The organism is Leptolyngbya sp. Cla-17 (assembly GCF_016807185.1).
GTDB lineage: Bacteria > Cyanobacteriota > Cyanobacteriia > Leptolyngbyales > Leptolyngbyaceae > ULC077BIN1.
The window spans coordinates 1-14,812 of sequence record NZ_JAEVYN010000007.1 but is presented as its reverse complement, the minus strand read 5'-3'; the positions used below and the strand labels follow the sequence as shown (position 1 = coordinate 14,812).

Sequence of the window (14,812 nt, the reverse complement as noted above, 5' to 3'; positions counted from 1 at the left end):
TACAGCGGATTGCAGTCAGATAGAGGACAATGAAGGATTACAACGTTGGGTCAAAAATGAAGCCGTATTCCATAGACTTTCGAGAGAAGATTGTAAGTGCTATGGAGAAGGGTGATAGCTCGATCCGAAAAGTTGCTGCCCGCTTTGCTGTCAGCAAGAGTTGCGTCGAGAGATGGATGATTCAGAAGCGCACAGAAGGTCACGTCGTTCCCCATAAGCAGGGTGGTTCGGTGAGTCCTGTGATGGAGCACAAAGACCAGTTAGTGGCGATCTTCGAGAACCAGCGCGATGCGACCTTAGCGGAATATTGTGAGCTACTCTTTGATGAGACTGGGCTATGGGTTAGCCAAAGTACTATGTGCCGAACCTTTCAGAGACTCAATTTACCGCGCAAAAAAAAACGCTCCGCTCCAGCCAAGCCACCAGCGAACGAGTCCAACTCCTGAGACAGGAGTACTGGGCACAGGTGACGAGTATAGAACTCAAAGATTTAGTGTTTCTCGATGAGATGGGTGTTCTACTGGGACTCATGCGAACCCATGCCCGTGCTGCACCTGGGGAACGAGCGTATGACTTCAAACCTTTTTATCGGGGCAAGAAGGTGAGTGTCATGGGCGCGATTACCGTCTCAAAGGTGCTGGCTGTGATGACGATAGATCAGTCGATGGACGCGGTTGTCTTTGAGGTGTACGTCTCAAAGTGTCTTGTGCCTCAACTGTGGAAAGGGGCTGTCGTGGTCATGGATAACCTGCCTGCTCACAAGGTAAAAGCCATTGCACCTTTAATTGAGGCGGTTGGAGCGAAGGTTCTGTATCTGTCTCCTTACTCTCCCGAATTTAATCCGATTGAGCATTGGTGGTCACAGTTAAAGGCTTTCCTAAGACAGTTCTCGCCGACAACCTCGAAAAGGGTAGATACCCTCATTGCCACAGCGATGGATTTGATAGATCCTCAACATTTGCACAACTGGTTTGCACACTGCTGTTACTGTCCCTCTTAACACTGCAATCCGCCGTAAGTAAACGCCTCCCACTTGTCTTCCACTCAGGGTTGACACTTTTGCACAGTCGAGCGATGGGTAAAATAGTCCATCTCACAATGCAAGGCTGGCTCCAACTAAAGTGCTATCTCAATTCCAACTTTAGTACAGCCTACAAACTGACCAGTCCGCGCTTAACGGCAACAATTACGGCTTGAGTGCGATCGCTCACGCCTAATTTACTTAAAAGACGGTTGATGTGCGACTTGACGGTACTTTCGCCAATACTTAAGGCAGCTGCAATGTCGGCATTGCTCATTCCCTGTGCCATCAGACGGAGCACCGCTAGCTCTCGTTCACTCAGTTCTGGATGGCTCATGCGCTGCAACAGTTTTGCTCCGACGGCTGGCGGCACATACTTTTGACCGCTATGGATCGTGCGAATCGCATTCAGCAGCTCGTTGGGTTTTGCATCTTTGAGCAGGTAGCCCTGTGCCCCCGCCTGCAAGCCGCGATAGATATCTTCATCGCCATCGTAGGTGGTGAGCACCGTAATTCGCGCTTGCTTACATTCAGCACAGATCGCCGTAATGGCTGCCACTCCTCCCATTTGAGGCATACTCAAATCCATCAGCGTGACATCGGGTTGATACTCCCGGAACAGGTCGATCGCCTGCTGCCCATCTTCGGCTTGAGCAACGACCGTCATTTCTGGATCACGGTTAATGATCGTTGCCAGCCCTCGTCTGACAACGGTGTGGTCGTCAACAATTAGAACCCGAATTGTAGTGAGTTGACTCATCGTGATGGTTCCGCTCGATTGACAATGACGGCAATTTCGGTGCCCTGCCCAGGTTGGCTCTGAATCGACAATTGTGCGTCAATTTGTTCTGCTCGCTCGCTCATGCCTAGCAATCCAAAACCACCGCCCGATGGAACACTACCAACACTAAAGCCCCGCCCATTATCTTTAACGCACAGTGTACATCGTGCAGCCTCATACACCAACTGCAATTGAATTTCGCTGGCATCCGCGTATTTAATGGCATTGGTCAGTGCTTCCTGCCCCATCCGTAGTAAGTGATTTTCAACATCAGTTGGTAAGGGATAGGCTGTACCTTTGCTTTCATAAAGGAGTGCCGTCTCGGTAGTGCCCCTCATCTGAACCACAAGGCGCTGTAGAGCACTATGCAAGTTGCCCTCTTCCAGGAGTTGGGGACGGAGTGCTGCCACTGATCGACGAGCCTCAGCCAATCCTGTTCGTGCCAGTTCATCAATCATTTCCAGCATTTCCAGATGATCCTGGGGTGCTTCCAAATCGTCTGTCAGCACTTGTGTTGCCGCTCCTACCTGAAGCAGAATGCCTGTGAAGGACTGTGCCAGCGTATCGTGAATTTCTCGCGCCATCCGGTTGCGTTCTTCCAGAATGGAGGCGTGCTCGGCTCGTTTGCGTTCACGTAGTGCGGCGTTTCGCTGTTCGCTTACGTCGAGAATGACACCGAGCATTCGCACATGCTGTCCAGCTTGGTTATAAATGCCTCGACCGCGACTCACTAACCAACGAATACTGCCATTCAGGTAAATCACTCGATATTCAGCTTCGTAATCGGTGCGGCTTGCTAGGGCTGCCGTAATCGTTTGCTCAACTCGATCGATATCTTCTGGATGAACTCGATCGCACCATGCCTGATAGCTACTCTCAACTTCACCGGGTACTAACCCCAGCAATCGGAAGTGATTATCATCCCAATTGACTGTATTCTCTACGATGTCCCAGTTCCAAGTGCCGATGTAACTGAAGTCCATTGTCAGCTTGCGTTGCTCTTCACTCTGTCGCAGAGCGTTTTCAACTCGTTGACGCTCTTCAATTTCCTGAGATAAGAGCAACGTCCGCTCAGTGACTTGTTGCGCCAACGTTTGGTTGTAGTCAGCTAGCAGTTTCTCTGCTTGTCTGCGTTCTGTAATGTCTTGAAAGGCAGCGATCGCGTAAGCAACATTGCCTTGCTCATCAAAGATAGGAGTTCCCCATGTCTCAATGGGAATGATTGTCTCGCCTTGATGAATCTCTAAATCATCCGTTCTTGTACGTTCGCCTTTTAACGCTCGGACGATTGGCATCTCTTCAGGGGAACAGTTTTGATCCGTTCCAGCCAGGTAAACTTGATAGACCTCTGCAATATAATCTGGTGTTACGGTAGGATCAGCGCCTTTGCCTAGTAGCTGAATGCCTCGTTGATTGACATAGTAAGGGTGACCCGTCGCATCTAAGACCGCAATTCCCACTTGAACTGCTTCTAGAAATTGATTTATCTGACTTTTGCCGTCGCGTAGTTTAGAGTAGAGTTTTGCATTTTCAATCGCAATCGCTGCCTGGATTGATAATAGATGCAGAACTTGTGTTCGATCAGGTGTAAAAGCTCCAGCCGCTAATTGGTTTTCTAGATACAACACGCCAACAAGCTTACTTTGATTGAGTAGCGGCAAGCAGAGCATTGATTGAGTTTGATTGCGTTGAATGTACGGTTCATTTGTGAAATTTCCTTCACGAATCGCGTCATTGAGGATGACAGGTTCATGCGTCCGAATCACATATTGAATGATTGATTCGGGTAGGCGATGTACTGTTGGAATCGATTGCAGCACTTGTGTCACACAAACTTGCTCACCCTCATTGAGTTCACAAGCAGCTTCGATCGCCCATACGCCTGAGCTTTCCAAGAGCAAACACCCGCTTTGCGCTCCCGCATTCTCGATTAAGAGCTGCATAAAGGAATTGAGCAACTGATCCAGTTCAATTTCACTTGAAATCGCATGAGATGCTTTCATTACCGCTGCTAAATCGAAAGCGATAGGTGAGGTGGTAGAAGTGGTTCTAGCAGTGGTGCGAATTGACGTATCAGCGACACCCGATGACTGAGGAAAGAACCGTGGATAGCGAGTTTCTAAATTTTTGACCTTCGCAATCGCTCCCCAGCGCTCATAGCAGTAGTGTGCTTCTTTCATATAGGTTTGGGCAAACTTTTCTCGACCACGAGACAAGTAAAACTTGGCAGCTAATTCATAGGCTAAGGCTTCTTCCTGAATATATTCATTGTCTCTTGCTCCCTGAATCGCTTGCTCGTAAAATTCTTCTGCCTCCAGCAATTGACTCAACACTCGTGCCTTCTCCGCCTCCACTAAATAATATTTATGTAAATGATTCACGGGCGCATAGTGTGCCCATTGCTTCAATTTCTCCTGGCTAACTGCAATTTTTTTCAGGATTTCCGCCTGTGCTTGAACGCTGCTTTCGGCGTATGTCGCTAGCCTTGCGAGCGCATCATAGAGGTGGTAAAAAGGACCAAGAGGTGTGCCTGTTATTCGGATCAAATAACGTTCTGCTATGGTTGAGTTTTCAACTGCCTGAGCATATTGAGAAAAGAGATAGCATAGAAAAAGTTTATTGAAATAGACATCAAAGATTGCAGTTCCATCATTTGCTGTTTCATGTTGTGGCAATCCATTCTCCTCATTGTAGAATTTACCAACTAGACGGGTTGGATTGACCGAGTAGCCCACCAAATTTGCGATCGTCTGCTGAAAGATTTGGTTCCAGGTTAGCGCCGTTTTCTGTTTGATTTGACGGAGTGCTTCATTGTATTTCGTCATCTCGCGATCAACTTCTACGAGTTCCTTTCCAACTGCGTAGGATTGGAAACAATAACAATGAGCACAATAAGCAGCAAACTCTAAATCTCCAGTTTCTAAACCTCTTTGGTAGGCTTCTAGCAAGGATTGGGTTGTGTTTCTGATATGTTCTTTCCAATGAATAATAAAGTTATTCACAATGAGTAATGTTCTAGCCCTGAGAGAATGGGTATTAGGGTATGTCAACAGATTTAGCGCAAGTTGCCCAAACTCGTACCCATTCTCAATGTTCCCGCTCGTTCCACAAAGAATCAATCCGTAAAAGGCAAAGGCAAAGGGAGATACAACAGCATTACCATACTGAATTGATAAGTTTACTTGTTTAGTCACAAGCAAAGGCATCAAATCAGGAGCTGCGACATAGGCGGCGATCGTAATACTTGATAGTATTTTCATCGCCGCCAACTTGTCCGGTTCGGTCATTTCTGGCAAATGGATCAAGTCCTCGATTGGTTTCTCACCCATGAGTGAGATAATTGCGCCAAGTTCAAGTTGAACATCTGACTGACTCTGTGTTTTGAAAAAACTAACTCCCAGTTTCTGCAAAACCTGCAATGCTGTATCGATTGCCTTCAATGGCTGGCTCTGTGCCATATTAGTTTGAATTTTGACTTCATACACTTTTACAGTATCGAGAACTGTCTTGGCTTCTTGTAGAACAATTGCCGCCCAATCCTCTACCTGCTCAAACTCGCCACACAAGTACGCGATTTCTGTCGTTTCTGTATATAAATCTAAGGTCAGGTGATAGTTGCTTTGCCAGCTAGAGGCTGCCAGCCATGCTCTGCCTGTGGCTAAATAGTTTTGAGCCACGTTATAAGCGATCGCCCCCTTTGCTTTCTGACCTGCCAATAGGTTCAGTTTGGCAATTTCATCTCGTTCTACTTGGTCAGTAATTATCTCAATCCCATGATTGAGATGATCCACAATCTCAAATAGTTGGTCTGATCGGCGCTCTAGCAGAGTTTTTCCCAGCAGATTACGACCAATTTGAAGATGAACCACTTGTTTGTGTGATTCATCAATCACAACATAGGCAGCTTGCTGAACGCGATCATGTGAAAACTTGTAATTTTGAATTAATAGGTTCTCATCTAGCTCTGAAGTAGCTAGAATCAATTCCGACTGAGTCGCTGTTGTCAGTTCTGCAAAAATTTCAGCCACTGATCGTTCGCAAATGGCTGAGAGTGCCGCCAAATCAAATTCAGCACCAACACAAGCCGCTAAACGTAAAACCCGTTGAGTTTGCTCCGGCAGTTGTTTCAACTTCCCGATCATCAACTGCACCACATTGTCGGTAATATTTTTGGCTTTGATCTGAGCAACATCCCATTGCCAGCGTTGTTGATTAACGTTGAAGACGATTAGATCTTCGGTGTACAACGTTTTGAGGAACTCATTCGTGAAGTAGGGGTTGCCGCTTGCTTTCCGCCATACCAACTCTGCTAAAGGCTTGATCGACTCAGTAGAGGTGTGCAAAGTCTCACCAGTCAGTTGAGCCACTGCCCCCAGTCCCAGCGGAGCTAACGTTAATTGATTAATTGCAACCTCTTCCTGTTTTAGCTTTTCTACTGTTGCAAGAAGCGGATGTGCCTGGGTAACTTCGTTATCCCGATAGGCTCCAATCAGAAGCAAGGATTGCGTCACACGGTCGCTCAGGATTAACTCAATAAGTTTAAGCGTGGCTGAATCTACCCATTGCAAATCATCTAGAAAAATAACCAAAGGATGTTCACAGGAACAGCAGGCTCGAATGAACTTTTGAAAGACAAGGTTAAACCGATTTTGTGCCTCCGTTGATCCAACTTCGGTTAATGGCGGCTGTCTGCCGACGATTAGTTCTAATTCGGGAATGACATCAATAATGAGTTGTCCGTTGCTTCCCAACGCTGTTAGCAGGCGCGATCGCCACTGTTGTACTTGTTCGTCTGGTTCACCGAGTAATTGCTGCACCAATTTTTGCAGAGCATCTGCGATCGCGCTGTAGGGAAGGTTGCGCTGAAATTGGTCAAACTTACCAGAGATAAAATAGCCATGCTTTGCTGTGATTGGTTTATAGAGTTCCTGCACTAACACTGATTTACCAATGCCAGCGTAGCCAGAGACAAGTAGCATTTCACAAGAAGCGGAGACGCGGGCATACGGGGATGCGGGGATGCGGGCATGCGGGGATGTGGGAATATTATCGCTCTCCCCCTCTCCGCGTCTCTCTATCTCCGTTTCACTTCCTCCTGCTACTCTCTCAAACGCTGCCAATAATGCGGCGATTTCCGCCTCCCGTCCGTATAGCTTTTGGGGAATTTGAAACTGATCTGAAACATCTTGTAGACTCAGTTGGATGTCGTTAATTTGACCGCTTGCTGCTAATTGCTCAGCACACAGCTCCAAATCTGCTTTGATGCCCCAAGCACTTTTATAGCGATCCTCGGCATTCTTCGCCATCAGTTTCAAAATGATGTCTGAAACTGCTTTAGGGATTGTTGCATTCAATTCCTGTGGTGGTATGGGCGGCTTTGCGATGTGGCAATGGACAAGTTCAAGGATGTCTGTTTTGGGAAACGGCAACTGTCCGGTGAGTAGTTCGTAGAACGTCACACCGAGCGAGTAAAAATCGGTTCGGTAGTCCAGCAAACGGTTCATACGCCCAGTTTGCTCAGGAGAGAGGTAAGCAAGAGTGCCCTCTAATACGTGGAGACTTTTGAACGTCGGATTCGTGCGGTTAAATCGGGTAGCTATTCCAAAGTCAATAATTTTAACAACGCCAGTATCTGGGTTCAAAACGATGTTGCCAGGATTAAGATCTTTGTGAATGATATTGTTGGCGTGAATACTGCCCAGAATATCGGTGAGTGCGATCGCCAGCCGTAAAAAAGTGGCTAAGGGCATGGGGCAGAAATCTGAGCGCCGCCGCATCCATTGCTCCAGGGACTCACCCCCAAAGTCTTCTAAGAAAATAACCAGCGTGCGTTGATACTCCTGCTGGCTGTATGCCTTGACTACTCCTTCCAGGTGGAGAGAGCAGGTAATTTCATATTCCTGTCGGTAGCGGGTTAATTCTTGAGGAGAGGGATAATCCTGCTTGAGCAGTTTGATGACGATCTCTCGCTCATCTTCTTCCCTGATGCCCCGATACACCAGAGAATTTGAGCTTTCGTAAATTTTGCTTTGGATGGCAATTCCAGATAAAGCAATCATAGAACGCCCTCCTAAAGGATGTCATGAGCTATGCCGCCAATTATATCGATCTCAACAGAATTCCGAAAAATTGAGACAGGTCAGCCTATTAATGAGGTATTCCTCTTAAATCACTCTGGCTTAATTTGAGCAACCTCGACGTAATGGCTATCGTTAGCTAAAACACTAGGAATGCTATAGCAAAATATCATTCTTTCAGCACAAAAATTAGGTCTAACCTTTGCTCTAGTCAACGCCACATACTTCAGGCTCATTTTCTACTTCAGTCTCCAGGGCTGCTTTAACAGCACCCTCCTCACTTCCTACCATACCCAACAAGCAGCATTTTTTGAAATTCGATGGTCTTTTCCAGTTGTATCAGCCGTTGCACCTGTGACAACCAAGCTATCTAGCTCCACTTCAATGATCACAGCCGGAACACAGCAATCTGGATTAATCTGAGCCATCACGCAGTCATAGACCTGAAAACCACCCCGCTCCTGAAATTCGTAATCTTTAATCAGCTTCTAGTAGCGCCAAGTGTCTTCTTGATTTGAGGTCTCTTGGTTCCAGTAGTTCGGCTCAACGGTGTAGGGGTCAATTTCGTAATCGTGAGGGTCAGCAAGGTCCCACCTCGGATCTTGATAATGAAGATGATTAGCCATATTTATTCACCCCTAGCAAGCTTGCTGCGTCATCTCGTAATTTTCTAACCAAACTGAGTAATACTCTGTCAGGTATGCCGCATATTCGTCAGACTCTGGTTTTTCCTTCCTGTCTTTGGGGTCGAGTAGAGAGGGTTCCTCCAATGTTTAGGCTTGCTTTGTATTCCCCGTTGCTCTCCCCTTTCGGAATACGAGAGTGTCACACGATTTAGCCTTGCATCGTTGGAAACCTCCCCCTCACAGAAGCCTGCCTGCGGTTTTCCCGCACAAGCCTCTTCATTGAGCCATTCACCTGCTCTAATAAAGCGACACTAAGCGACCAGGTCTGGGGAGAGGATGCCACGCCAGATAGCGTAGAAAGCTCTCCCAGCGAAAGCTACGTCGTTGACTCCGTCGATTCAGCCATTTGAAGACCAGCTTGTGAACTGCGTCTTCAAAGTGGTAGAGCGCATGACCGTTGTCGGTGACCCCAAAGTAGTTGAAGTGTCCGCGCAGCTTTTGCCCGATTGCTTGCCATAGCTGAGGCAGCTTATGAGCATTGCGTTTTTGCTGCAACCATTGATTGAGGGTGACTAACGCACGGCGAAATCGTTTCTTTGAAGTCTTGCGCTTTAATCGGGCTTTTCCGTTGCGACTCTTGCCCCAGTAATGGGTGAACCCCAGAAAATCAAAGCTGGGGAATTTTCTCCCGTACTTGAGGGCTAGACCCGCTTGCCGCTTGCCGCAGGGAAGAAGTTGGGTTTTCTCCTCATTGAGGCGCAAGCCGAACTTCTCCAATCGCTTGGGCAGAACCCGCATGAATCGTCGAGCATCGTCCTCGAACTCAAACAAGGCAATGCTATCGTCCGCATACCGGATCAGAGCGCAGTAGCCTCGGCAGTGCTGGCGCACAATGGTGGTAAACCACTGATCTAGCACAAAATCCAAGAACACATTTGCAATGACGGGGGAGACTATCGAGCCTTGCGGGCTACCCAATTCATCCTGTACTACGCCGCCTAGGGTTTGGACTCCGGCTTTGAGCATTCGCGCAATCACCTGTAGGAATCTTCTATCCCGAATCCGCAGGGCTAATACCTTGAGGATTTCCTGGTGCGGCATGGTGTCGAAGAATTGAGCCAGGTCTAGGTCTGCAATCCACCCAACGGGTTGCCCCATGACCTCCTGATGCAGTTGCCGCAGGGCATCATGACATCCTTTATGGGGTCGAAACCCATAGGAGTTACTGAGGAATACCGGTTCGTAAATTGATTCTAAGACCCGACGAGTCATCTCCTGAACGATTTTGTCTTCAACGCAACTAATTCCCAGAGGGCGCAAGCTGCCATCTTCTTTGGGAATCTCGACTCGTCGTACCGCTTGGGGTCGATACGACATCTGGTTCAGTTTCCGGTGCAACCCCTGTAGATTTTCCTCCAGGTTCTGTCCGTACTCCGTTTTCGTCACTCCATCGATTCCAGGCGCTTTGTTGTCTAGCGACTGAAAGCAGGCTCGCAGATTCTCCACACTATAGTGGTGTATCAGGGCACTGAAGACAGTCCCTGGTTCTCTGTGAGCCCGTTCGGCTATCCGCTCGATTCCTGTTGTCATACCAATTTAAATGGTGTCAATGACAGATAGTGCATTGAGGATAAAGGGGTAGCCTGTAAGGGAAGCAATCACTTGAGGGGTTAGCTGGGCTAAGAGTTGATCAACCCTGGATTGCAGTTGGTCAAGCGTTTTGAACGCAGCCCACTTGAGATCCGCCTTGAGATGTTCCCATAAACGCTCGATAGGATTTAACTCTGGGCAGTAAGGCGGTTGAAACACCAAGATAATGTTCTCTGGCACAATAAGGTCTTTGCCTTTGTGGAACCGTCCGTTATCCACTTGCAGGATGTTGAGACTATCGGGGTAAGCCTTGGAGAACTCATCTAAGAACCATTGGTAGCATGCGGTATCGACATGGGAGAATTGCAAGAAAAAGGACTCTCCTGTGGTAGGTTCCACAGCACCGTATAGCCAGAATGCTTTGAATATCCATTGCCACGCCCCGATGGGTTTAACCCCAACTGCCGTAATTAATCGTCCGATGAGCGTGTGAAGTCCAAAGCGACTCTCATCTTGTGCGAAGTAACGAATCGGTCGCTCATCCTGGCGCACCTGCCGATAGTACTGACTCAATAAGTCGAGGTCGTCTGCGAGGTTTGCTTAAATGCCTCTCGCTGGACTCGGTTCTGCTTGATGTTTTGAGGACGGGCGACCTTGAGTTTCGCTTTGAGTCGATAGCGCGTCATCTGGTAGACCGCATGATACTCGGCTTCTACCCCTAAACTCTCTAACAGCCACTGCTGCACCTTCCCATAGCTGCTAAACCCATTGCTCGGTTCCTGCAATCGCTTGGCTAAGGCAACCTCCGCCCACATTGGAATCACCCGGTTGCCTCCTCCTGGAGTGGGTTTAACCACCAGCAATGCTTCTAATCCTTGCGCTCGGTACAGGGCTAACCATTTTTGCACCGTGCCCCGATGCCTGCCAATTGCAATCGCAATCTGACTGACACTCGGTGCGTGCGCTTGTTTGAGCCAGTACAACACTTGCAATCGCTCTTTGAGTATCGGCTGTTCAACCGCTCGCAAACGGGTGCCTAGCTCCTCGAGACTTTCTTTAATTGCGATTGCGCTTACTCCAGCCATTGTTAGACTCTCACCTCTACATCGCTCAGTTTATCTGATCTGTAATGGCTCCAATTTAATTTGGTATCACCATACTTCCACCTCTGAGTGTGGTTGATGTTGCCTTCGAGTGTTCGACCCAATGTGTCCCCCTTCGCTCCGTGGGCGTTACCCCACTTCTTCACTACTATGGGGACATCCGACTTCCCATGAATCGTTGAGCGTTCTTCCGGTTTGCCGGTTGTGCGGCTCTACCCCCCGATGGAGGAGTTCATGGGACCTCCCGAGTTCCCGACTCTACCTTGATGACGTGCTACGGTCTCCGACCCCGGTGGACCCTCCAGAACCCTGGCAGTTGGCTCTGTTGGTTTTGCCTTCCACAACACGAACTGTGTCGGCATCCACGTGTATGTCTAATTTCGGGGCTCAATCCCTTCACGCTTTCGCATTGCAGCCCATCATCTCCCTGTGTACGCTTCACTGTCCTCGTTGCCGATGACAGCGCAACACTCGGTACTTGGTGCCTTGCCAAGGCTTCCCTGACCAGGTTCTTCCCCTGGTTGGCAGAGCCGAGCTTCGCTCGGCGCACTCGTCTTCTAGACCTGTGGATAGCTCTAAACCAGCAAGCCAAATTCATAGCGATTGATGAACAGTCCAATGACTACATCGTGCAACCAGATGGACTTAGAAAAGCAAATAGTTTTGCGAGCTAATCGCTTGATCCGAGTCCGTAAAGTCAAATGCTTACGCTCAATCGTCTGAGTATTGTGTTTACCAACGGTATGAAACGCTGGCTCCAGATGTCGCTCATAAGCACCCCAGCCGTCCGTATAGAACTGCATAATCCCAAATGGCTCCAACAATGACTTGAGTTCGAGAAAAGCCGTGTCTTGATGGTTCGACAAGACATATGCCAATACTTCGCCTGTTGCATGATCAATGGCGTGCCACAACCAACGTTGCTGTTGCTTGGAGTGGACAAAACGACCCATCTCATCCACTTCTGCCTCTACATCCTCCCATTGGCACAGCTTGACGATGGTTTGAGTCGGTTCAAGCTGGGCTAGACGAGCTTCATTGACTGCTTTGAGATGTCGATCTTTTTTTTAACTCTTCAATCACCGTAGTCGGACTAATCTTCAACACTCGTGCAGTATCTCGGATGCCACTCCCGTTGACTGCCATATCAACAATCTGCTGTTTGACTTCGGGCAAGTAGCCTCGGTAAGCATAGTCTCGAATGAAGGTGCTGCGAGCGCATTCCGAATTACGACATTTATAACGTTGCTTGCTCTCCTCAGAGCGACCGTGCTTGACCACGTTATTGCTTCCACAATCAGGACAAAGAACAGGTTCTAAAACCATGCTGTAAGTTCACGGGTAAACGCCTGTCTGTATTCTCGCATTTCCACAGGTCTAGAAGACGAGTGCGCCGAGCGAAGCTCGGCTCTGCCAACCAGGGGAAGAACCTGGTCAGGGAAGCCTTGGCAAGGCACCAAGTACCGAGTGTTGCGCTGTCATCGGCAACGAGGACAGTGAAGCGTACACAGGGAGATGATGGGCTGCAATGCGAAAGCGTGAAGGGATTGAGCCCCGAAATTAGACATACACGTGGATGCCGACACAGTTCGTGTTGTGGAAGGCAAAACCAACAGAGCCAACTGCCAGGGTTCTGGAGGGTCCACCGGGGTCGGAGACCGTAGCACGTCATCAAGGTAGAGTCGGGAACTCGGGAGGTCCCATGAACTCCTCCATCGGGGGGTAGAGCCGCACAACCGGCAAACCGGAAGAACGCTCAACGATTCATGGGAAGTCGGATGTCCCCATAGTAGTGAAGAAGTGGGGTAACGCCCACGGAGCGAAGGGGGACACATTGGGTCGAACACTCGAAGGCAACATCAACCACACTCAGAGGTGGAAGTATGGTGACAACAGGAATCGAGCGGATAGCCGAACGGGCTCACAGAGAACCAGGGACTGTCTTCAGTGCCCTGATGCACCACTATAGTGTGGAGAATCTGCGAGCCTGCTTTCAGTCGCTAGACAACAAAGCGCCTGGAATCGATGGAGTGACGAAAACGGAGTACGGACAGAACCTGGAGGAAAATCTACAGGGGTTGCACCGGAAACTGAACCAGATGTCGTATCGACCCCAAGCGGTACGACGAGTCGAGATTCCCAAAGAAGATGGCAGCTTGCGCCCTCTGGGAATTAGTTGCGTTGAAGACAAAATCGTTCAGGAGATGACTCGTCGGGTCTTAGAATCAATTTACGAACCGGTATTCCTCAGTAACTCCTATGGGTTTCGACCCCATAAAGGATGTCATGATGCCCTGCGGCAACTGCATCAGGAGGTCATGGGGCAACCCGTTGGGTGGATTGCAGACCTAGACCTGGCTCAATTCTTCGACACCATGCCGCACCAGGAAATCCTCAAGGTATTAGCCCTGCGGATTCGGGATAGAAGATTCCTACAGGTGATTGCGCGAATGCTCAAAGCCGGAGTCCAAACCCTAGGCGGCGTAGTACAGGATGAATTGGGTAGCCCGCAAGGCTCGATAGTCTCCCCCGTCATTGCAAATGTGTTCTTGGATTTTGTGCTAGATCAGTGGTTTACCACCATTGTGCGCCAGCACTGCCGAGGCTACTGCGCTCTGATCCGGTATGCGGACGATAGCATTGCCTTGTTTGAGTTCGAGGACGATGCTCGACGATTCATGCGGGTTCTGCCCAAGCGATTGGAGAAGTTCGGCTTGCGCCTCAATGAGGAGAAAACCCAACTTCTTCCCTGCGGCAAGCGGCAAGCGGGTCTAGCCCTCAAGTACGGGAGAAAATTCCCCAGCTTTGATTTTCTGGGGTTCACCCATTACTGGGGCAAGAGTCGCAACGGAAAAGCCCGATTAAAGCGCAAGACTTCAAAGAAACGATTTCGCCGTGCGTTAGTCACCCTCAATCAATGGTTGCAGCAAAAACGCAATGCTCATAAGCTGCCTCAGCTATGGCAAGCAATCGGGCAAAAGCTGCGCGGACACTTCAACTACTTTGGGGTCACCGACAACGGTCATGCGCTCTACCACTTTGAAGACGCAGTTCACAAGCTGGTCTTCAAATGGCTGAATCGACGGAGTCAACGACGTAGCTTTCGCTGGGAGAGCTTTCTACGCTATCTGGCGTGGCATCCTCTCCCCAGACCTGGTCGCTTAGTGTCGCTTTATTAGAGCAGGTGAATGGCTCAATGAAGAGGCTTGTGCGGGAAAACCGCAGGCAGGCTTCTGTGAGGGGGAGGTTTCCAACGATGCAAGGCTAAATCGTGTGACACTCTCGTATTCCGAAAGGGGAGAGCAACGGGGAATACAAAGCAAGCCTAAACATTGGAGGAACCCTCTCTACTCGACCCAGACTACAAATCTCATGTCAAGACTGACCGAAGTCACTCTCCTGTAACTGCATCAAAACTCGTCTCATCGGTTCGATTTTGATAGATAGATAGACAAGTTGTTTTAGAGGGTTTTAGGGCTGAAACGCCAAGTTGCGATCGCTCTTCTGACTGTCTCTTTTGAGGTTGTTTGTTTTACAAGTAGGACTCGCTTCCTCAATCGCCGAGTTTGAACGATTCTGATACCCTTGGTACGTACCATGAAACTTATCTACAT

At 48.9% G+C, this 14,812-nt stretch carries 12 protein-coding genes; 3 read left to right on the top strand and 9 right to left on the bottom strand.

Annotation, left to right across the window (positions count from 1 at the left end; genetic code table 11):
• Nucleotides 1-29 precede the first annotated feature (29 nt).
• Together JOY44_RS29270 and JOY44_RS29265 are read left to right on the top strand one after the other, a co-directional pair.
• A complete protein-coding gene (locus JOY44_RS29270) occupies nt 30-446 on the top strand; it encodes a helix-turn-helix domain-containing protein (RefSeq protein WP_171571820.1) in 417 nt (138 codons plus the stop codon).
• A complete protein-coding gene (locus JOY44_RS29265) occupies nt 359-1,000 on the top strand; it encodes an IS630 family transposase (RefSeq protein ID WP_171571819.1) in 642 nt (213 codons plus the stop codon). Before JOY44_RS29270 ends, JOY44_RS29265 begins: the two co-directional genes overlap by 88 nt.
• Before the next feature lie 151 nt (nt 1,001-1,151).
• On the opposite strand, the gene JOY44_RS29260 is transcribed toward JOY44_RS29265, so the two are convergent.
• From JOY44_RS29260 to JOY44_RS29225, 9 genes are all read right to left on the bottom strand, one after another.
• Complete coding sequence (locus JOY44_RS29260; RefSeq protein ID WP_171576922.1) at nt 1,152-1,781, bottom strand: response regulator; 630 nt, start codon at nt 1,779-1,781, stop codon at nt 1,152-1,154.
• Entirely contained in the window at nt 1,778-7,861 is a 6,084-nt protein-coding gene (locus JOY44_RS29255) for an AAA family ATPase (RefSeq protein ID WP_171576921.1), read from the bottom strand. Before JOY44_RS29255 ends, JOY44_RS29260 begins: the two co-directional genes overlap by 4 nt.
• A gap of 302 nt (nt 7,862-8,163) precedes the next feature.
• Nucleotides 8,164-8,307, bottom strand: a complete 144-nt coding sequence (locus JOY44_RS29250; RefSeq protein WP_171576920.1) for a hypothetical protein — start codon at nt 8,305-8,307, stop codon at nt 8,164-8,166.
• A gap of 60 nt (nt 8,308-8,367) precedes the next feature.
• Nucleotides 8,368-8,505: a hypothetical protein gene (locus tag JOY44_RS29245; protein ID WP_203032224.1), complete on the bottom strand. Its 138-nt coding sequence runs from the start codon at nt 8,503-8,505 to the stop codon at nt 8,368-8,370.
• 12 nt (nt 8,506-8,517) lie between these two features.
• Complete coding sequence (locus JOY44_RS32560; RefSeq protein ID WP_281063348.1) at nt 8,518-8,649, bottom strand: hypothetical protein; 132 nt, start codon at nt 8,647-8,649, stop codon at nt 8,518-8,520.
• A 153-nt stretch (nt 8,650-8,802) separates the two neighbouring features.
• Nucleotides 8,803-10,095: a group II intron reverse transcriptase/maturase gene (gene ltrA, locus JOY44_RS29240; protein ID WP_171576919.1), complete on the bottom strand. Its 1,293-nt coding sequence runs from the start codon at nt 10,093-10,095 to the stop codon at nt 8,803-8,805.
• Between the two features lie 6 nt (nt 10,096-10,101).
• Nucleotides 10,102-10,668, bottom strand: coding sequence for an IS630 family transposase (locus JOY44_RS29235; protein ID WP_171572406.1), 567 nt, complete (start codon nt 10,666-10,668; stop codon nt 10,102-10,104).
• Entirely contained in the window at nt 10,665-11,180 is a 516-nt protein-coding gene (locus JOY44_RS29230) for a helix-turn-helix domain-containing protein (protein ID WP_171572405.1), read from the bottom strand. Before JOY44_RS29230 ends, JOY44_RS29235 begins: the two co-directional genes overlap by 4 nt.
• A 593-nt stretch (nt 11,181-11,773) precedes the next feature.
• Nucleotides 11,774-12,524 (bottom strand): IS1 family transposase gene (locus tag JOY44_RS29225; protein ID WP_415881111.1). Its coding sequence is split into 2 segments (ribosomal slippage): nt 11,774-12,265 and nt 12,267-12,524, totalling 750 coding nucleotides; the frame shifts between segments, so codons are not numbered across the junction.
• Nucleotides 12,525-13,081: 557 nt separating this feature from the next.
• On the opposite strand from JOY44_RS29225, the gene ltrA (JOY44_RS29220) reads away from it, so the two are divergent.
• Nucleotides 13,082-14,377 carry a group II intron reverse transcriptase/maturase gene (gene ltrA / locus JOY44_RS29220; RefSeq protein WP_171574387.1) on the top strand — a complete coding sequence of 432 codons (1,296 nt, stop codon included), beginning with the start codon at nt 13,082-13,084 and terminating at the stop codon, nt 14,375-14,377.
• The last annotated feature ends 435 nt before the right edge of the window (nt 14,378-14,812 follow it).